Source organism: Kaistia algarum (genome assembly GCF_026343945.1).
Taxonomy (GTDB): Bacteria; Pseudomonadota; Alphaproteobacteria; order Rhizobiales; family Kaistiaceae; genus Kaistia; species Kaistia algarum.
Window position 1 is genome coordinate 143,586 of sequence record NZ_JAPKNJ010000005.1, and the last position, 17,851, is coordinate 161,436.

Consider the following 17,851-nt stretch of genomic DNA (forward strand, 5'->3'; position numbering starts at 1 on the left):
GCGAACAAGATCCTGACGCCGATCCTCAAAAATCCCAGCGAGCAGCCGCAGCGGGACCGTTGCGCCGGGCTCATGCCGGGCAGCCTCCGGGACCCGGAAGACCTCCCTCGTCAAGGAGATCGCCCGCCTCGCTCGCTGGCCGATGGTCGCGGTTCCCGCCTCGTCCATCTTCAAGGAGGGATTCGACCGGATGGAGGCGCGCGCGAACCACGTGTTCGGACTCCCCAACCATCTGCGAGGCTGTGTCATCTTCTTCGATGAGTTCGAAGAGTTCTTCCTGTCCCGCGGCAAGGACGATACGCCACCGGCCGCAGCCACGCCCGGCCCCGAAGAAGCAGGAGGGCGGCACGAGGACCCGGAACGCCGGCGATGGCGCCGACCCCGCTGGCTCGGCCTCCGCGCATCCGAGTCTAATAAGAGCCGGACCACTGCGGCGTTCACGACCTCGGCGATGCTGCCACGCCTTCAGGATCTGCACGACAAGAACCGGTGCCTCATCTTCCTTGCGACGAACCACGAGAAGAAGATCGACAGCGCGATCAAGCGCGCCGGGCGTTTCGACTTCACTATCACGGTGGAGCATCCGACGTGCGAGAGGCTGGAGCAATACTTGCTCAAGCTGAACGAAAACACCCTACGTATGACCAACCTTGTCGGCGAGCCCCCGAGAACGTGGCCGCGCTGCTAACGGCCGTACGCGCGGCGGTGGTCAAGCAGGTGCCCCCCGGCGGAAGCCTCAAATTCAGCATCGTTGAGGAGACCCTGCGAAAGGTCCGGCCGATCCAAGGCAGGTCGCAGAAGGAGTTGAAGGAGGCCGCGATCGAGATCATCGACGCGCAGCAGTCGGAAGACAAAGGCGGCAACCTACCCGAATTGGTATCGATGAGATCGGCTACGTCGCGTTCGAGGGCATCGATGGATCCGGTAAGGACACCCAACTGCTTCGCCTCGCGGCCGCCCTCGACCGTGAGGGGATTACGCCCATCGTCCTCCACGAAACCAGTTATGGCCACCAAGGTCGCGCGCTCCGGACCGCGCTCGCGAACTTTCCGGCCGACGTTGTCCTGCAACGGGAGCTCTTCACCAGTGAGCGGCGCGACCATGCACAACGCAAGATCAAGCCTGCGCTCTCGTTCGTTCGTTCGACCCCCGGCTTTGTCCTCCTGCAGAACAGGTCCGCGATATCGGCCGCCGCGTACCAGCCCCTCTGAGACACCGACGCCTCCACGGAGATTTGAAGTTCGGCCTTCATTTACTCCGCCCGCTTACCTGGATGACCTCGACACGAACGAAAGGCTCGATGCTCTAGAGCCGGGCGGTGAAATCGAGGATCGCGCCCGGCGCGAAGCGGTAGGTGCCGTCGATATCGGAGGCGACGATCGCGCCCGCCGCGTCGCGGCCCGTCACCTCGATGCGGTACTCCTTGGCCACTTCGACTTCGTAGCCGCCGGCCAGCGGGAAGCGGTTGCGGTCGAGCAGGAAGACCGAGCCGAGGATGGCCCAGAAGCCGCGCGGCGCGACGATGCCGGCAAGCTGCGGCGGACTCGCGTCCGTCACAGGTCCCGCCTCCGTGACGCGCACATAGACCTGGCCGACCGCGCTGCGGCGCTGCACCTTGACCGAGATCCAGGCATTTTCCTTCTTCGGCTTCGGCCGGATTTCGGCTTCGCTCGGCGCCTGCCGGTAGCCGAGCGCGACGAGGATGCGATAGACGCCGGCGCTGCCGCCGGCGAGGATCAGCGCCGTCAGGAAATGCGACAGCGGTCCGCCGCCCTCGCCCGAGACGAGGCCGTACTGGCCGAGCATGGACTGCACGACGTCGATGTTGAACGCCCAGACGGCTAGCGCCGAGACGGCGATCATCACCAGCGTCCTGACGCCGCGGCCATAGAAGAGTTCGAGGAAGAGCCGCCAGTTGAAGATGACCGCCAGGGCGGATTCGATCAGCACCGCCATGACGAAGAGCAGCGTCAGCGCCTTGAACGAGACGGCGTAGAATTCGGCGCTCCCCATCGTGATCCAGGCCGAGGCGGGCGGCGTCGGCGTATCGGCGAACGCCGTGCCGGCAAACCCCGTCACGACGACCAGCGCGACGGCAAGGACGGCGGCGGCATCACGGCTCTTTATGGGCATCGCGGGCTCCCTTCTGGACGTCGTCAGCCAAGATCGAACTCGACCCACAGGCCCGCGCCGTGCCGGATCGCCCGGATCGACCCCGACGGCGTGAAGTTCGGCTGGCCGGCAGGATCGGCGACCCACGGATCATCCGCGCGCACGACACGGCCGGCACAGCGCTGGTTCAGCGCCGCGAGGATCTTGTCGTAGGGCATGGCACCCCAATGAACGTTGGCCGCGTCTTTCTGGTTGGTCGGGATGAAGGCCGAGAGATCGGGGCTCGTCATCAATTCGAGGCCCTTGACGCGGGCCGTGGCGTTCTGGCTGCCGTGATGGCCGACCTTGTAATAGACGGTTCGGCCGAGCAGATCGGGCCCGGTGACGACGGCGCCGTCGACCTGCCATTTCGTATCCTGCCACGACAGCCAGTTGCCGATCTGCGCATCGGCGGCGAAGAGCAGGACGCGGTTCGTGTCAGTGAACTCGAAGGCGAGCACGAGGCTCGCATTGTTGGTCTTGTCGTCGAGCTGCATGGCGAGATCGGCGGAGACGCCGAGCCAGTCCATGTCGATCCTCCGCCAGGACTGGTCGCTGGCATCGGGATTGGGCGCCTTCGCCGTCCGGCGGCCGCGCGACGGCTTGGCTCCGCCGGCCATCGAACCGAAATAGCGTTCGCGGGCGAAGGTGGCGATATTCGGCTCGATATCGTCCGGCGCCGAGGCGGGCGAGGCGGCGAGACGGGCGAGATCGGTGCCGACATTGGGGTCGAACGGCGCGGCATAATCGAAGGCCATACTGCCGGCCGGATCGGTCGCCGCGAACGCGGACGACAGGGCCCGCTCGAGCGCCCAACCCGGACTGGCGCCCATGGCGTACATCTCGCTCGCCCGCTCGGTCAGCCCGAGCAGCGCCGGATCGCGCGGCGGGCCGAGGACATAGATGCGCAGGCCGGGGACGCCCTGAACGTCGATCGGCGGATCGCCCGGTTCGAAATAGCGCACATGCCCCTTGGCGAGCGCGGCCGCCGCGTCGCGAGAGGCGCGGACGCGCTCGCCCTTGACGCCGAAATTGAAGCCGAGCAGCGCGTCCAGCCCCTGGTGCAGACCCGCCAGATGCGGATCGAGCGGCCCGGCGGCGCCAAGACGCTGGCTGGACGATTGCAGCGCCGCGAGGGCCTGCTGCTTGAACTTGTCGAGTTCCCGTGCCTGTACGTCCGACGGATCCTCGGTCCAGGCCATCCAGACCTCGCCGACCGAGAAGCCCTTGAAGGCGTTCGCCGCGGTCAGGAAGGCCGAGACATGGTCCGTATGCTCGTGCGTGACGACGATGACGTCGAGGTGGTTCTTGGTCACCGCCGCGATGTCGGCGACGACCTTGTCCATCTTCGCAGAGCCGCCGGCGACGGAGGAATGAACGCCGCAATCGATCAGCATCCAGAAATCGCCGCCGCCGGCCTTCGGGAATCGCAGCAGATGGCTGTCGCCGATGCCCTGGCAGTAATGGCGTACGGTCACCGACGCGCCGGCGGAAGGTGCCTTGCCGGCCTTGGCCGACGTCGCCTTTTTAGCCATCCTCCGGCCCTCCATCATGGGTGTGCAGCAGCGCGAACGGCTCGCCGGGCGTCTCGCCGAAATAGAGCTGGCGAAGCGGCGAAAGCGCGTTGCCCGATGCCGTCTGGCGCTGCCGCTCCATACGGCTGGGGCTCGCGCTGTTCTTGACGATGCTGTAGCGGACCTCGCCGCTGCCCTTGCGTGTATCGAGGATCAGCGTCGTGCCGCCGCGGAACCAGAACCAGGGCCCGCCCTCATTGTCGGGATCGAGCGGGAGGCGGCGCCGCTGCTGGATCGTGGCGACGACCTCGACGCGGAAGGAGCCATCCGGCGCGACGCGGCGGGCCGGGCGAACGCTGAAGACCTCGAAATTGGTTTCGCCGGGCTTCGCGAGTTTGACGATATTGCCTTCCTGATCGTAGTGCGGCACGTCGGGAATGAGGCCGAACTGGGTGAGGAGCTTCGGGTCCTTGTCGAACTCGGCCTTCAGCGCGCGCCACATATTTCGGCAGTTCTTCTTGTTGAGTTCGAAGACCTGCGAACGATCGAGCTCACGATCCCAGCTGAGATCGAGCTCGGCCAGCACGCTGGGGAGCCATTTCGGCTTGGGGTCGTCCAGCGTCCCCCAGGCGAGCGTCTCCTCCGAGACAGTGCGCACATCGCGCGGCAGCAGGCCGCGCCGGCGGAACGACTCCATGAAGGCGACGCGGTAATAGAAGCGGTCGTCGGGGACGAGATCGATGTCCGCCGTGATCAGGGCGCGCAGATATTCGCCGAAGGTAATGTCGACCGCCGGGCAATAGTCGAGCGCGCGAATGCACATGCGCAGGACATGGCGGGCCGCCTTGCAGCTTTCGTCCGTCAGGGCATCGACGAGGTCGGGGTGCAGCGCGCCCTCGGGCAGGATGCCGGTGCCATTGGTGGCGAGGCGGATCAAAAGCGCCGTCCGCCGTTCGACGATGCGCAGGAAGGCGTCATAGACCGCGGAAACGAGGATGGATCCGCGCGCATGCACCTCCGTGGTCGTCGCGTAGTCGAGCGCATGCACCTCGGCGGCGAGATAGTCGCGCAGCGGCCCGCCGCGCTGCGTGCCCTCGCCGAACTGCTTGGCGAGACCGCCGAGAAGTTCCGCCGCGCTGAGCTTCCCATGCGCCTGCGCGATCTGGAAACGCACCAGTTCGGGGATCGTGAAATGCTGGAACAGCGCCACGATGTCGGCGAAGGCTTCATGGAAGGCCGGGACGTCGGGGTTCGACGCCTCTTGGAAGCGGCGATGCAGGCCGTCGAGCAGGGCATGCGACATTTCGTGGGCGACGATGTCGCTGGAGAGGCAGGCGAAGACCATCGTCCCCGGCGCCGTCGCGTCGTCCTCCTTCGGCTGGGCGGGAAAATAGCCGAACAGCAGCGCGACCTTCTCGGGGCTGTAATAGGCATTCTCGGTGCGGAGCGCGTGCGGGTAGAGCCGCAGGCGCCCGACCTCGAGGCTCTCATAGTGCTCCTGGCCGCTATTGTCCTTCTTCACGACGAGGCGCGGCGCCCAGAGTGCCTTGCGGCCGAGCGCCTCCTCGAAATGGTCGATCGTAGTCATGGCGACCGCATAGACCATCTGCTGGTGAAAGCCGGGATTGCCCTCCGAAGGCGGCCAGCCGTCCTGCGCGAGCAGCTTCGGCTCGTCGAGATCGACGGGATCGTAGAGCCGGTTCGACGCCGGGTCGATGTCGACCACCTCCAGATATTCGCCGACGGGTCCGGGCTTCAGCTTCTCTTCCCAGCGTACCGTCAGCGTCGTCTCGTTGACCGCGACGGAATCGAGCGACTTGGCGACGCTCGGATCGAGCGCATAGACGCGAAGGCGCCGCTTCGGCGGCGGCAGCGCCTTCTGCTTGCGCTTGATCGGCACGACCGGAACCTGCAGACGGCCGAGCTTCGTCTCCAGGGCCGCCCTCAGCGGCCTCGAAGGATTGCCGGCATCGAGCGCCGCCTCGAGATAGCGGCGACGCTCGGCCTCCGGAATCTGGTCTTCCGGCAGGTCCGGATCGCCGATCGCAGCATCGACGGCGGCGACGCGCTGCGCCATCTGCGTCAGCTCGAGCGCCAGCATCTGGCCCCTTCCATCGCCCGACGCAGCGGCAAAGCTCGGATCCGTGCCGAGCAGGATGTCGAGCCAGCCGAGGCTCGCCTTGGCCGGCGGAAGCTTGACGAGCTTGGCGACCGCGACCGGCTGCTGCTGCAGCGCCGCGGCGGCCTTCATCACGCCCTGGCCGATCTTCTGCAGCGTCTCGGCGGCGTTCATCGCGGCCGTGCTCTTGGCCGCCGATGTGAAGAGCGCCCGGCGCGCCGCCTCGACGCGCATCCAGGCCTCGGGATATTGCGCCAGCGCTTGCCGGTGCTCGGCCAGCCACAGCGCCATGGCCGCGGCAATCTGCGGCGTCGCTGAGGACGTTCCGGCGCCGTCCATGTCGACGGCCTTGCCGCAATCGATCATCGCCCAGGGCACGTTCGGCGTAAAGGCGCCGAGCGCCGTCTGCATCTTGCTGTCCGGCCCGTAGCTGCCCTGCATCGTGCCGGCAGCAAGCTCGGCATAGGCCCTTCCGTCGGCCATCACGCCGCAGGCGGCGAGGACGCGCCGGTAACGCGCCGGATAGACGATCGAGCGCGGCATGGGCGACCCGGCATAGTTGTTGCCCGCCGCGGTCACCATGACCATTCCGGAATCATAGGCGAGGTTGATCGCATCGACGAGCGCGGCCGAGGTCAAGCCGCCCATGCTCATGGAGAGCACATGGGCGCCCTGCCGGATCGCATAATCGATGCCCTGCACCATCGTACCGGTAGAGAAGCGGACGACCCAGTCGGCGATGCGGATCGGGATCACGCGGGCATAGGGCGCCCCGCCGATGAAATCGTTGAAGCCCGGCCAGTTCGGCGAGGTGCCGTCGAGCTTTTTGCCGGCGAGCAGCGCCAGCGTCGCCGTGCCATGGCCGCGATTGCGGATCGAACTCATGCCGGTCGGCGTGTGGTCGGAGGCATCGCCCGGATCGGGATCGCCATCGACGAAGCTGTGCTGATGGGCCGTATCGAGGTTCAGCGGCCGAGTCACATGCTGCGGGTCGTAGCCCGTGTCGAGATGGGCGATGACGATCTGGGACAGCTTCTGCTCGAAGGCGGGGCCGAGGGCGGCGCGCGCCTTGGCGAGCTCGGAATAGCCATCGCCGAAGTTCCAGGCGATGCCGGGACCGACGGCCTTGCCGCCGGAGGGGTCCTGGTCGTCGAAGGCGCAGCGGTCCGCCGTAGCCGCCGCGGCGGCTCCGCTCACTTCCCGGGGAAGGGGAAGCCACTGCTGCTGGATATCGGGCTCGACGAACTGCACGTCCGCCGCGGCCGCCGCGGCAAAGCCCTGGCCTGGCAAGAGTAGCTGGTGGGCGTCGTCCCAGGGATTGCCGCCGCCCGCCCCCGGCGCCAAAAGCTGAAGCCAGGCTGAACCGGCCGAAGGCGCGAGACCTTTGCCCTTCGCCGATGGCGGCATAGTCAGGATCGTCCGGACGTCGACGCCGGCCGCGCCGAATGCCTTACCGGTCGCCGCGAGGAAGTTCTTCCCGTCGCCGCGCACCTTCACCAACAGCCGTGTATTCGCCATCGCCGTGCCTCCCGGACGATTTCGCTCGACTTCAGATCCTGCCGCCGCGAGCGCCGCCACCGGCGCGCCGCAAACCCCTCACTTCAGGAATGCCACCTCGAAATGCATGCCGTCCTTGCGGTTCTCGTAGTGTCCGCCCCACCAGAAGCCCCAGTCATTGGCGATCGGCACGAGTTCGCGCACGGAGCCCTTCTCGCCGACAAGGGCCGGCCGATGGCCGAGCTTGTTGAACTTCTCATTGATGTCGAAGGCGCTGCCGAAGGCGTGATTGCTGAGATTGGTGCGGCTGCCGCGCACGAAGCGGGGCACGAAGGAGCCGTCATAGATCAGCACCCGGTCGAGCAGCTTCGCCTTTTCCCAGGCCGCCCACATGCCCTGCAGCTGCGCGGCCGCGAGGCGGTGGAACTGCATCGTCTGCGGCGCCTTGGAACCCAGCGCCTTGCGGAGCTGCGGGATCGGCACGGCGACGATGTTGTCCTTTTCCCAACTGCCCAGGATGCGGATCGCCTCGGGATTGCCGGGCTGCGGCGCCGACACGAAGTCATAGTGGCCGAACACCGCCTCGCGCTGCGCGTTGGTGACGAGCGGCGGGAAGCTCGGGCGCGGCGGGAAATTCGAGCTCGTATCGTCGTTCGCCGGTTCCTCGATCAGTTCGAGGCCCATCGAGGCTGCCGCCAGCAGCGTCTCGCGGCCCGCTACACCGTCGGCCGTCAGTTTCGCCCGCTTCTGAAACGCCCGGGTCGCATCGCGCGTATGCTCGCCGAACCCGCCATCAAGGGCGCCCGGATCGAACCCCTGCCCTCGCAGGAAGGTCTGCCAGGCGAGGATCCTCGGTCCCGACATGCCGATCCGCAGTGCCGAAAGCGTCGCCGGCTGCGGCGCGTCGGCGGCCGGCAAGGCGGCAATCCCTGCGAGATGAAGGGAATTCGCGGCCATGATGCCGCCCGTCACGCCGGGCGCGCCCGCCATCGCCAAGGGCGCGGGGGCCGCAGCAAGCGCCGGGGCAGCAACTGCCGCCGGGGCGGCGGACGGAGCCAGAGCCGCCTCTGCCGTCATCGGAAAGGTCTTGGCAATGTCGAGCGCCTTGTTCCAGCGATTGACCAGCCCCTTCCAGAACTTGCTCTTCTCATCGCGATGGACGACGTCGCGTTCATAAGCTTCGCGTGCTGCGCGCAGCTTCTTCAGAAGAGCCGGGGCATCGCTCTCCGCGGCCGTCTCGGCATCGCGGGTCGTCTTGCCGACGGCGCCATCATCGGCAACGCCGAGCGCACGCTGCAGGATGCGGGCACCACCGCCGGCGCCGCGGTTGAAGACGCAGTCGCGCAGGTAGGATTCGATCGCCGGTATCCGGGTCCAGGCGGCGGCACGATCCGTGTCCTCGGCGATAAAATCGGTCGCGAGCGCTTCGGCCTCGGCGAATTTCTTCTGCGCGAGCAGCGCAACCAGCGCGTCGGCGACGGGCTTGTTATAGCGCTCGTTGATGCCGCCGACCTCATAGGCGCCGCCGCCATCGCCGGCGGGGAGCTTATAGACCTTGAGATTTCCGTCGCGGTCACGCCTAGCTTCGAAATCAAGTATCGTCGCCGCCATGCGGTGGCGCTGTTCTGACGTCGCCATTCAGTCCCCCTCTGAACATTCACTCCGAATAGTTTTTAGTTGTTAGCATTAGATCGTAACTCGTCATAATAGTAAAGGAATACATGGGGCACTCTTGAGACTGCGACAGTGACCCGCCACGGCTTTATATTCCGGCTGCGGTTGGGGCCTCGTTTGGTACCTGATCTGATCCCAGGAAGCTGGACCGCTTTGAGTTAGAGTTTTCCGTGCCCTGATCCCTTGGCTGGGAGGAGCGGAAGACGATGAAAGCGAGCAAGTTTTCGGAACCGCGAGATGAGCGTTCGTTCTCAAACAGGGCGCCGACGGCGTGCCGGTGGCCGAGATCTGTCGCAAGGCCGGGATCAGCCAGGCGACCTACTTCAACTGGAAGAAGCACTACGACGGCATGACGCCGCCGGAGATGCGACGGTTGAAGCAGCTTGAGGACGAGAACGCCAAGCTGAAACGGATCGTGGCGGATCTGTCTCTCGACAAGGAGATGATGCAGGACGTCATCCGGCGAAAAATGTCGGGCCTGGTCTTAAGCGCAAGCTGGTGAGCGTGATCTGTCCGGAGTGGAAGGTGTCGATCCGACGGGCCTGTGGGGCCCTCGAGTTCGATCGCTCGACCTTCCACTACCGGTCACGCAAGCGCGATCAGGCCGGGATTGAGGCAAGGATCAAGGCCATCTGCGAGACCCGTGTGCGGTATGGCTACCGCCGCGTCCACGTCGTGCTCCAGCGCGAGGGCTGGGAGATCAACATCAAGCGAACGCACAGGATCTACAATGAGTTAGGTCTGCAATTCCGCAACACCCCCCCCAAGCGCCGGGTCAAGGCGAAGCTGCGCGAGGATCGTGCGCCGGCGACGCGACCGAACGATGTCTGGGCGATCGATTTTGTCCATGACCAGCTCGCCGCGGGCAAGAAGATCCGGGTCCTGACCGTGGTCGATACCTTCTCCCGGTTCTCCCCGGTGATCGACCCGCGATTCAGCTATCGGGCGGAAGACGTGGTCGCGACGCTCGAGCGGGTCTGCGCCCGGACGGGCTATCCGAAGACCATCCGGGTCGACCAGGGCAGCGAGTTCGTGTCGCGTGACCTGGACCTGTGGGCCTATGCGAAGGGCGTCACGTTCGACTTCTCCCGGCCCGGCAAGCCCACCGACAATGCCTTCATCGATGCTTTCAATGGACGCTTCCGGAGCGAGTGCCCGAACACACACTGGTTCCTGACCCTTGCCGACGCGCGGGAAAAGACGGAGGATTGGCTCAGATACTACAACTGCGATCGGCTGCACGGCGCCATCGGCCACAAGCCCCCGATCTCGCTGCAGAACCCCGGCGGTGCCGCCAGCCCACTGCCGTGAAAGAGGCCGGAAACTCTAGCCTCCGGCGGTCCAACAAAGGGGACCGGATCGCAATCTAGCTAATTCTTAGGGGTCTCGTTGCTAAGACACTGAGAAGGTCTCCGACAGATGGGCGTGATAGACACCCACACAATCGCCGTTTCCTTCGCGAACCAGCCATCTGACGGTCGATCCGGTATTCTCGAATTTCGATCCCGCACCAAGTCGCCATTGGCCTTTATAGTATCCCCTGCTGCCCAACGCGAATAGCCACAGGAGCGTTTTACCAAAATTTTCGAATAAACCATGATTTTAGCTAGTTTCAGTAAGATCGTTCCCATGACCGCTACTGTCAGTACACGAGGGAGGCGCCTTCCATGGCCACACCACGGATAGGAGACCACCAGCAGCTGCGGCAAACACGAAAGTGATCGTTCTCAAATTTGCTGCGATTAGTGCTCCAGCAGCCACGGCGACAATCCTCCGTTCTTATTCCGAACGGGTAAGATAGATCCATTTCTCATAAATATCATAATAACAAACGCCAGGATTGCATAAAACGCTAGACCTACAAACATTCCAAGGAAAAACGGATCTATTACCGCACTGTCTAATGCTCTAGTTCTCGCTTCTGTTCCTTAAAATATGCGATGTCCAAATCCGCATAGGCATCTTGGAGTCGATGAGAGCTTGAAGCCTTGTGCCGATCTTCTTCAGCCCTTCCGCAACATGCCCCCTGGAGTCGGTTGAAAGCCTACGGCCGCCTCCTGGAACGGAGTATGTAAGGAAGCGCGACAGATCAATCGCAACCTCCCTATTTTCCAAAGCGGAGGGAATGGCGGTGGGGAACGTACCCCGCCAGATGACAGGGATTAATACCAGAGGGGGAACTGTCGGGGATGATGCATATGTATCTTTCCGTCTGAGGTAGGCCTGGAACTCTCTTGCGACTCCTGTTCTCAACTCAAGAGCATCAACGCGGTGCTTATACTCCGTGGTACCCAGCAGAAGCATCGCGTCTGCCGTTTCGATTGGCTGCTCGTGTTCATCGATCCGTGCTCCGGGGAACAACTTTGAAGAAATTAGAAATTCAATTGGACGCCTGCAGTGTATCTGTATTTCGTCAAGCAAAACGTCGATGCTTGCCGTGTAGCAAGCCCGCCTGTCGCACGTTGGCAGAACCGAAGCGAAGGATCAGGCCAAAGTCTGCTCCATCCCGATGACCGCCTCCGAACGCGACAGATCAGCGAGCGAGGTCGGACCCGTCCGAACGGTGATCACGGCCCCAAGACTCTGGTCAATCGCGACCGCGGATTGCCCGACGGAGCCGGCAGCCACATTGATGAAGACGGACAGCTCGGTTTTCAGCCGGCCAGCATCCACCAAGGCACGCCAGGTGGTCACGCCGACGCGCCGAGCGCGTCATCATCCCCTCGACGAACAGGGTGATCATGTCGGGATCGAGCACGCGCGCGGCACCAATCTCGGGCGTAGAGGCTGGGATTCCCATGTCCATTAAGGCGTTGTGCACGACACCCGGATACACATGATTGTCGAAGATCTGGTCGACGGGATAAAGCTCGACCTTTGCCCGAACCTCCGGCACATCCATGCCACCGATATTGAAGGCCGCGACGTCGAACCCGGTTGTACCGGTATGGAAGTCGATCACGGCATCGGCGTTCGGCCGCAGCAAGAAGCAGAGTCAGGTGTTGGTCGCCGAACTGCCAAATGGCTGCAACGCCGTGGCGTATTGCCGGATCAATTGTCGGGAAAATTCCGTCGGGCGAAGCGCCGGTGCCCGGTCGTGGACGACAAGGCCTGCGCGCTCGGCGAACAGGCGCTTGCCGTGGCTGATCAGCGTCTCGATGGATTGCATGACGAAGACGACGGCGGGCAGCATCTGGCCGTAAGCGGCGGCGGCTTCCGCCTCGTCGCCGGCGCGAAAGGCCGAATAGGCGCGCACGGCATAGTCGATCACGTCCGGGGCCAGGATGAACCCGGCGCAACCGGCGCGCAGATTGTCGAGCAGTTCCAGGCCGCCGCGCCCGTTCAATATCGGCAGCTCGTTGCGGGTCGTCGCAATGAGGCCCGCAATATCGACGGCCGAGCTCTCGCCCTTCACCACGCGGATGTTGGGGCTGGCCTGCGTCAATTGCCTGAGATCATCGCCGCTGAGGCCGCGGCCGAGATAGGCGGGCGCGTTCTGGATCGCGACCGGAAGCGACGTCTCCTTCGCCACCCGCGAGAAGAAGTCGATATATTCCGAGGCCGCGAAATTGCCGACGACGGGCGGCTGCAGGATGACCCAGTCCGCGCCCTGGGCCTCGGCGAATTTCACCTGCTCGAGTTGCTCGCGCACCGACGTGCCGAAGATCGTGAAGCCGACGGGCACCCGGCCGGCGACATCTTCGGCGACCCACCGCATGGTCTGCAGCCGTTCGGCCAATGTGAGCTTGGCGACTTCCGTCGCCAGGCCGAGCGCGACGATACCGGCGACGCCGGAGCCGATGCACAGTTCGACCTGCCGCCGCATGGCCGCCCGGTCGAGCGTCTCCTCCGCATCGAAGAACGCATAGAGGATCGCGTGAATGCCGCCGAAGGTGGCCGTGCCAGCGCCTTGCGCCATGCTAGTCGCTCCGGCCGATCGAAACGCCGGTCTTGGCGTCGAAATAATGCAGGGCTTCCGGCCGGACCGCCAATCGGGCGGTCTCGCGCGGCGCAATGCGGGAGGTGCCGTCCAGACGCGCCTTGAACAGGCTCTGGTTTGCCGCGGTCGCGGTAAAATCGGTTTCGGGGTCGGCGCTGGTGCCGTCGAACTGATCGGCCCGGATGGTCGGCGTCTCCATCGGGAACACCAGCATGACCTCGCTGCCCAGCCTCTCGACCAGTTCGACCTGGGCGGTGATCGGGCTCCAGCCGGCCGCGCCGTCGAATTCGCGGAAATCCGTCGGCCTCATCCCGACGATGATGTCCTCGCCACGCCGATCGCTCAAATTGGCGTCGGCGGCGATTGGAAGCGTCACGGTGCCGATATGCAGTTCCCCCTCGCCGACCTTCGCCCTGGCGAAGTTCATCTCCGGCGAACCGATGAACCCGGCGACGAAGATGTTGGTCGGACGGGCGAACAGCCGCTCCGGCGTGTCGATCTGCTGCACGCGGCCGTTGCGCATGACGCAGACCCGGTGGCCGAGCGTCATCGCCTCGATCTGGTCGTGCGTCACATAGATGGTGGTCGTCTTCAATTGTTCGCGCAGACGGGCAAACTCGGTGCGCATATGGACGCGCAGTTTGGTGTCGAGATTGGAGAGCGGCTCGTCCATCAGGAAGACGGATGGGTCGCGCACCAGGGCACGCCCGATGGCGACGCGCTGGCGCTGGCCGCCGGACAATTGCGTCGGCCGCCGCGCCATCAGCGGCATCAGGCCGAGCGTTTCCGCCGCCGCCTTGATCCGCCGCTCCGCCTCGGGGCGAGCCGTTCCCCGGATCTTCAGGCCAAAGCTCAGATTCTGCTCGACCGTCATGTGCGGAAACAGAGCGTAGGTCTGGAAGATCATCGCGATGTCGCGGTCCTTCGGCGGCAGGTCGTTGATGCGCTTGCCGCCGACCGTGATCTCGCCGGACGAAATATCCTCCAGTCCTGCGACCATGCGCAGCAAGGTGGACTTGCCGCATCCCGACGGCCCGACGAGGACGACGAACTCGCCATCGGCGATCTCCAGCGAGACATTGCTGACCGCGTCGGCGCCGTTGGGGAACCGCTTCGTGACGCCCTGGATCGAAATATTGGCCATGGCCGATTTATCCCTTGATGGCGCCGAAGCTCAGCCCGCGAACGAGGCTCTTCTGCGCGGCGATGAGGAGGATGGCGATCGGCAGCACCAGCACGGTGGCTGCGGCCATCAGCGGCCCGATCTGCACATTCTGAAAGCCCATGAACGCAAGGATCGCGACGGGTCCGGTCTTGACCGCGCCGCCGGCGAGCGTGAAGGCGAATGCCAGCTCGTTCCATGAAAAGACGAAGACGAGGATCGCGGTGGCGGTCAGCCCGGCGCGAACCTGTGGCAGGGCAACGCTGAACAGGGTCCGGTAGGCGCCGGCCCCCTCCATGTAAGCCGCCTCAAGAATGTCGCGGGGCAATTCGCCGAAGAAGCTCCGCAGCATGAAGAACGCTAGAGCGAGGCTGACGATGACATGCATGATGACGAGGCCGGTCACCGTATCGAGCAGGCCGACGCTGCGGAATAGGATGAAATAGGGCAGCACCACCACGAAGGCCGGCATCATGCGGGTGCTGAGGATCCAGGCTTCGATGCTCTCGCGGCCCTTAAATTCGCGCGTCGCGCAGATGAACGCCGCGGGCACGGAGATTACGATGATGAGCGCCGTCGAGACGGTTCCGATAACGAGCGAGTTCAGCAGGGCCCGGATGAATTCGCCGTTCGCGAATACGGCCTGCATGTTCTGGAAGTCGATGGCCGCGAAGAGCGGCGGCGTGCCGGCCTGACCCTCCAGCGGCGACGTCAGCGCCACGCGCAGGATATAGACCAGCGGCGCCGCCCAGACGCAGCAGAAGGCGATGAGCACCAGAGTGCGGGCGAGTTCGGTCTTTCGGTTGGGGCGCATCGTCAGCTCCTCCTGCCGACAAGGTGCTTCATGAAGGGCTGCGTGAGCACGATAATCAGCACCAGCATGGTGAGGGCCAGCGCCGAGGCCTGTCCGAAATTGAGATTCTGGAAGGCGAGGCGATAGAGCAGCATGTTCAGCGTCTCGGTGGCATTGCCGGGCCCGCCGCCGGTAATCACCCAGAACGTGTCGAAGGTTCGAAACAGATCGATCCCGCGGAAGAGCACGACCACCAGCAGCAGCGGCCGCAGCATGGGCAGCGCCACATGCCAGACGCTCGACCAGTAGCCGGCGCCTTCCATGGAAGCGGCCTCGAACGGCTCCTTGGGAAGGGCTACCAGTCCGGCCAGCAGGATCAGGGTGACGAAGGGCGTCCACTGCCAGATATCGACGATGATCAGCGAAGGCAGGGCCAGTTGCGGCGAGGCGGTCCAGTCCAGCGGCGGCAGGCCGAAATAGCCGAGCAGCAGGTTGAGCGGCCCGCCCGCCGGATTGAAGATCAGCCGCCAGGCCAGCGCCAGCGCCACCGGCGTCAGGCCGAAGGGCAGGATCAGGATCGTCGTGTAAAGGCGCGAGCCGCCGATTGGCTTCCAAAGAGCGAGCGCGACCAGAAAGCCGACGACGAGCTCGATGGCCAGCGAGACGACCACGAAGATCCCGGTGACGGTAAGCGAGTGCAGAAAGGCCGCCTTGGTGACGACTGCGGTGATGTTGCGGGCGCCCGTGAAGCCGGTGTTGAGCGGCTGCGTCAGGTCCTTGGCATGCACCGCGTACCAGACATTGGCGAGGAACGGGTAGAGCGTTAGCGCCGCCAGCACCAGCAGGATTGGCAGCAGCATCAAGACCGGGGCGGCGCGGTCAAGCGTCATCGCACGCGCCCGCGGCCGGGTTGGCACCGTCATCGTCTCCTCCTCCTCAAGGATCAAGGCCGAGCGTTTTCCCAAGCCGCCGACGGTGATCCCGTTCTTTATATCTAATATTGTATGAGAATAAAATGTATCGATTGATGTTTCAGAGCGTCGGCATCCCATCGGACGGAGCCGCGGTTGTCCGGAGTTCCCGTTCCCTGACGATCTCCGGCCCGTCCGCCTTCAGTTCGGCGAGATCTCGAACGCCGGTGAGCGCCATGGCGACATCGAGTTCGGCCTTTATGTGAGAAATGACGGCGGCGACACCGGCCTCGCCGGCCGCCGCCAGGCCATAGGCGAAAGCCCGCCCCAGCAGGACGGCATCGGCGCCGAGCGCCAGCGCCTTGTAGACATCGGTCCCGCGGCGGATACCGCTGTCGAGAAGGATCTCGGTCTGGCGGCCCACGGTCTGGGCGATCGCCGGCAGGACGCTGATGCTGGAGCGGGCCGCATCCAGCTGCCGCCCGCCATGATTGCTGATGGCGATGCCTTCGACGCCGATCTCCACCGCCCGGCGTGCATCCGCAACGGACAGAATGCCCTTGATGACCAGGCGGCCCGGCCATTGCCGGCGCAGCCAGGCAAGATCTTCCCAGGAGAGGCCGGGATCGATCTGCTCCGACAGGCGGCTGGCCTGCGCCATAATTCCGCGGCCGAACTCGCTTCGCCCGGCAATATTGCCAAGCCTTGGGCTTCCCGCACGCCAGATATCCAGGCACCAGGCCGGGTGCATCGCCATGTCGACCAAGGCACGCAGAGGCAGGCGGGTGGCGGTGCGGAAGCCGTTGCGCGTATCGCGCTCGCGAATGCCCGACACATTGGCGTCCACGGTCAGGAACAGGGTCTCGACGCCGCAGGACTGCGCCATGGCCAGCATCGATTCCGTCAGCGCCCTGTCCTTGAAGACGTAGAGCTGGAAACAGGGCTTCGCGGCGCCCGCGGCGGCGATCTGGGCCAGGGAGTTCACGGAGAAGGTCGACAGGCAATAGGGGATGCCAGCCTTTTCCGCCGCGCGCGACGCCTGCAATTCGCCATTGCCCCGCATCATGCCGGAGAAGCCGACCGGACCCAGCATCATGGGCGCCGCCCAGGTGCCGCCGAGGAAATGGGCCGCCATGCTTCTGGACCGCACGTCGCGGAGGATCCGCTGCTCGAGAACCAGCGCGTCGAAATCGCTCCGATTGCGCCGAAGCGTAACCTCGCTGAACGAGCCGCCGTCGAGATAGTCGAAGAACATCCTGGGCAGGCGTCGCTTGGCCGCGCGACGCATGTCGTCGTTGCTGGCTGCCATCATCGGGACGGGTCGATCATGCCACGGCCCGCTGATGCTGCATGGTCTGGAGAGTCTCCTCCAGCGCCTTGTCGACCAGCGAGGCCATCGATGCCGAAGCCCCGGCGCTGTCGCGCCGCAGAATGGCTTCTAGGACGACGACATGGTCGGGGAGGGTTTCCTCATAGATGCGCGGATGGGCCGTCATCTTCAGTCTGGCCGACCACCGCAGCGTCGATTCGATGACGCTGGACAGGGCGAGCAAGGGCTCGTTGCGGGCCGCGACGAGAATGGCGTGGTGAAAGGCGACGTCGGCTTCCAGACCCTCGGCCGAGGATTCCTTGGTCGGCCGCATGGCTGCCATCGTCTGCCGGAGGATCACGGCGTCCTCATCCTCGTGCCGCGTGGCGGCCAAGGCCGCACCCGCGGGCTCGACGATACGCCTCAGTTCGAAAAGCGAACGGATGAACTCGGCGTCAGGCTTGACCTCGAAATACCAGGACAGCACGTCCGAATCGAGAATGTTCCAGGAGCTTCTGGGATTGACGGTCGTGCCCACCTTGGGCTTGGCGCTGACGAACCCCTTGGCCACCAGCGTGCGCATGCTCTCCCGATATGCCGTGCGGGAGACCTCCATCGCGGCGCTCAGATCATCCTCATTGGGCAGCACTTCGCCGGGCTTCAACTGTCCGCTGATGATCCGCACGGCCAGTTCGTGGGCGACGGAACCATGAAGGCGACGGCGGTTGATGCCGGTCGGCTTGCTGAACCGGCCGACATCGTCAAGGAAGCCCATCTCCAC

12 protein-coding genes and 2 pseudogenes are annotated in these 17,851 nt (G+C 64.8%); 3 read left to right on the top strand and 11 right to left on the bottom strand.

The features are described 5' to 3' along the window. Window positions 1–31 precede the first annotated feature (31 nt). A complete protein-coding gene (locus OSH05_RS24660) occupies window positions 32–688 on the top strand; it encodes an AAA family ATPase (RefSeq protein ID WP_266353091.1) in 657 nt (218 codons plus the stop codon). Between the two features lie 223 nt (window positions 689–911). Continuing rightward, entirely contained in the window at window positions 912–1,211 is a 300-nt protein-coding gene (locus OSH05_RS25245; RefSeq protein ID WP_407660483.1) for a dTMP kinase, read from the top strand. A 94-nt stretch (window positions 1,212–1,305) separates the two neighbouring features. Here the strand turns inward: OSH05_RS25245 and OSH05_RS24665 are convergent, their stop codons facing one another. From OSH05_RS24665 to OSH05_RS24680, 4 genes are all read right to left on the bottom strand, one after another. Beyond that, window positions 1,306–2,133, bottom strand: coding sequence for a hypothetical protein (locus OSH05_RS24665; protein WP_104220251.1), 828 nt, complete (start codon window positions 2,131–2,133; stop codon window positions 1,306–1,308). Between the two features lie 23 nt (window positions 2,134–2,156). After that, window positions 2,157–3,686: an MBL fold metallo-hydrolase gene (locus tag OSH05_RS24670; RefSeq protein WP_104220252.1), complete on the bottom strand. Its 1,530-nt coding sequence runs from the start codon at window positions 3,684–3,686 to the stop codon at window positions 2,157–2,159. Continuing rightward, window positions 3,679–7,302, bottom strand: a complete 3,624-nt coding sequence (locus tag OSH05_RS24675) for a S8 family serine peptidase (protein ID WP_104220253.1) — start codon at window positions 7,300–7,302, stop codon at window positions 3,679–3,681. Before OSH05_RS24675 ends, OSH05_RS24670 begins: the two co-directional genes overlap by 8 nt. A gap of 78 nt (window positions 7,303–7,380) precedes the next feature. Continuing rightward, window positions 7,381–8,919, bottom strand: a complete 1,539-nt coding sequence (locus OSH05_RS24680) for a M15 family metallopeptidase (RefSeq protein WP_104220254.1) — start codon at window positions 8,917–8,919, stop codon at window positions 7,381–7,383. A 242-nt stretch (window positions 8,920–9,161) separates the two neighbouring features. On the opposite strand from OSH05_RS24680, the pseudogene OSH05_RS24685 reads away from it, so the two are divergent. Next, a pseudogene (locus OSH05_RS24685) lies at window positions 9,162–10,266 on the top strand (IS3 family transposase). Window positions 10,267–11,668: 1,402 nt separating this feature from the next. On the opposite strand, the pseudogene OSH05_RS24690 reads toward OSH05_RS24685, so the two are convergent. The 7 genes and pseudogenes from OSH05_RS24690 to OSH05_RS24720 all read right to left on the bottom strand — a co-directional run. After that, window positions 11,669–11,941: pseudogene (locus tag OSH05_RS24690) on the bottom strand (peptidase M14); the annotation flags it as partial. Window positions 11,942–11,950: 9 nt separating this feature from the next. Beyond that, on the bottom strand, window positions 11,951–12,874 hold the full coding sequence (locus OSH05_RS24695; RefSeq protein ID WP_104220256.1) for a dihydrodipicolinate synthase family protein: 924 nt from the start codon (window positions 12,872–12,874) through the stop codon (window positions 11,951–11,953). Between the two features lies 1 nt (window position 12,875). After that, window positions 12,876–14,039, bottom strand: a complete 1,164-nt coding sequence (locus OSH05_RS24700; protein WP_104220257.1) for an ABC transporter ATP-binding protein — start codon at window positions 14,037–14,039, stop codon at window positions 12,876–12,878. Between the two features lie 7 nt (window positions 14,040–14,046). Next, the gene (locus tag OSH05_RS24705; RefSeq protein WP_104220258.1) at window positions 14,047–14,871 is read right to left on the bottom strand and encodes a carbohydrate ABC transporter permease; all 825 of its coding nucleotides are present in this window, start codon (window positions 14,869–14,871) and stop codon (window positions 14,047–14,049) included. Between the two features lie 2 nt (window positions 14,872–14,873). Then, entirely contained in the window at window positions 14,874–15,773 is a 900-nt protein-coding gene (locus OSH05_RS24710) for a carbohydrate ABC transporter permease (protein ID WP_165801654.1), read from the bottom strand. Window positions 15,774–15,882: 109 nt separating this feature from the next. Then, window positions 15,883–17,073, bottom strand: a complete 1,191-nt coding sequence (locus tag OSH05_RS24715) for an alpha-hydroxy acid oxidase (RefSeq protein WP_104220260.1) — start codon at window positions 17,071–17,073, stop codon at window positions 15,883–15,885. A gap of 13 nt (window positions 17,074–17,086) precedes the next feature. Further along, entirely contained in the window at window positions 17,087–17,845 is a 759-nt protein-coding gene (locus tag OSH05_RS24720; RefSeq protein ID WP_165801655.1) for a FadR/GntR family transcriptional regulator, read from the bottom strand. Between the last annotated feature and the right edge of the window lie 6 nt (window positions 17,846–17,851).

Excerpts from the sequence above, each read along its gene's own strand:
- OSH05_RS24705 (WP_104220258.1), bottom strand. The coding sequence starts at position 14,871 with ATGCGCCCCAACCGAAAGACCGAACTCGCCCGCACTCTGGTGCTCATC.
- OSH05_RS24715 (WP_104220260.1), bottom strand. The coding sequence starts at position 17,073 with ATGATGGCAGCCAGCAACGACGACATGCGTCGCGCGGCCAAGCGACGC.
- OSH05_RS24700 (WP_104220257.1), bottom strand. The coding sequence starts at position 14,039 with ATGGCCAATATTTCGATCCAGGGCGTCACGAAGCGGTTCCCCAACGGC.
- OSH05_RS24695 (WP_104220256.1), bottom strand. The coding sequence starts at position 12,874 with ATGGCGCAAGGCGCTGGCACGGCCACCTTCGGCGGCATTCACGCGATC.
- OSH05_RS24665 (WP_104220251.1), bottom strand. The coding sequence starts at position 2,133 with ATGCCCATAAAGAGCCGTGATGCCGCCGCCGTCCTTGCCGTCGCGCTG.
- OSH05_RS24710 (WP_165801654.1), bottom strand. The coding sequence starts at position 15,773 with ATGACGGTGCCAACCCGGCCGCGGGCGCGTGCGATGACGCTTGACCGC.
- OSH05_RS24680 (WP_104220254.1), bottom strand. The coding sequence starts at position 8,919 with ATGGCGACGTCAGAACAGCGCCACCGCATGGCGGCGACGATACTTGAT.
- OSH05_RS24720 (WP_165801655.1), bottom strand. The coding sequence starts at position 17,845 with ATGGGCTTCCTTGACGATGTCGGCCGGTTCAGCAAGCCGACCGGCATC.
- OSH05_RS24670 (WP_104220252.1), bottom strand. The coding sequence starts at position 3,686 with ATGGCTAAAAAGGCGACGTCGGCCAAGGCCGGCAAGGCACCTTCCGCC.
- OSH05_RS24675 (WP_104220253.1), bottom strand. The coding sequence starts at position 7,302 with ATGGCGAATACACGGCTGTTGGTGAAGGTGCGCGGCGACGGGAAGAAC.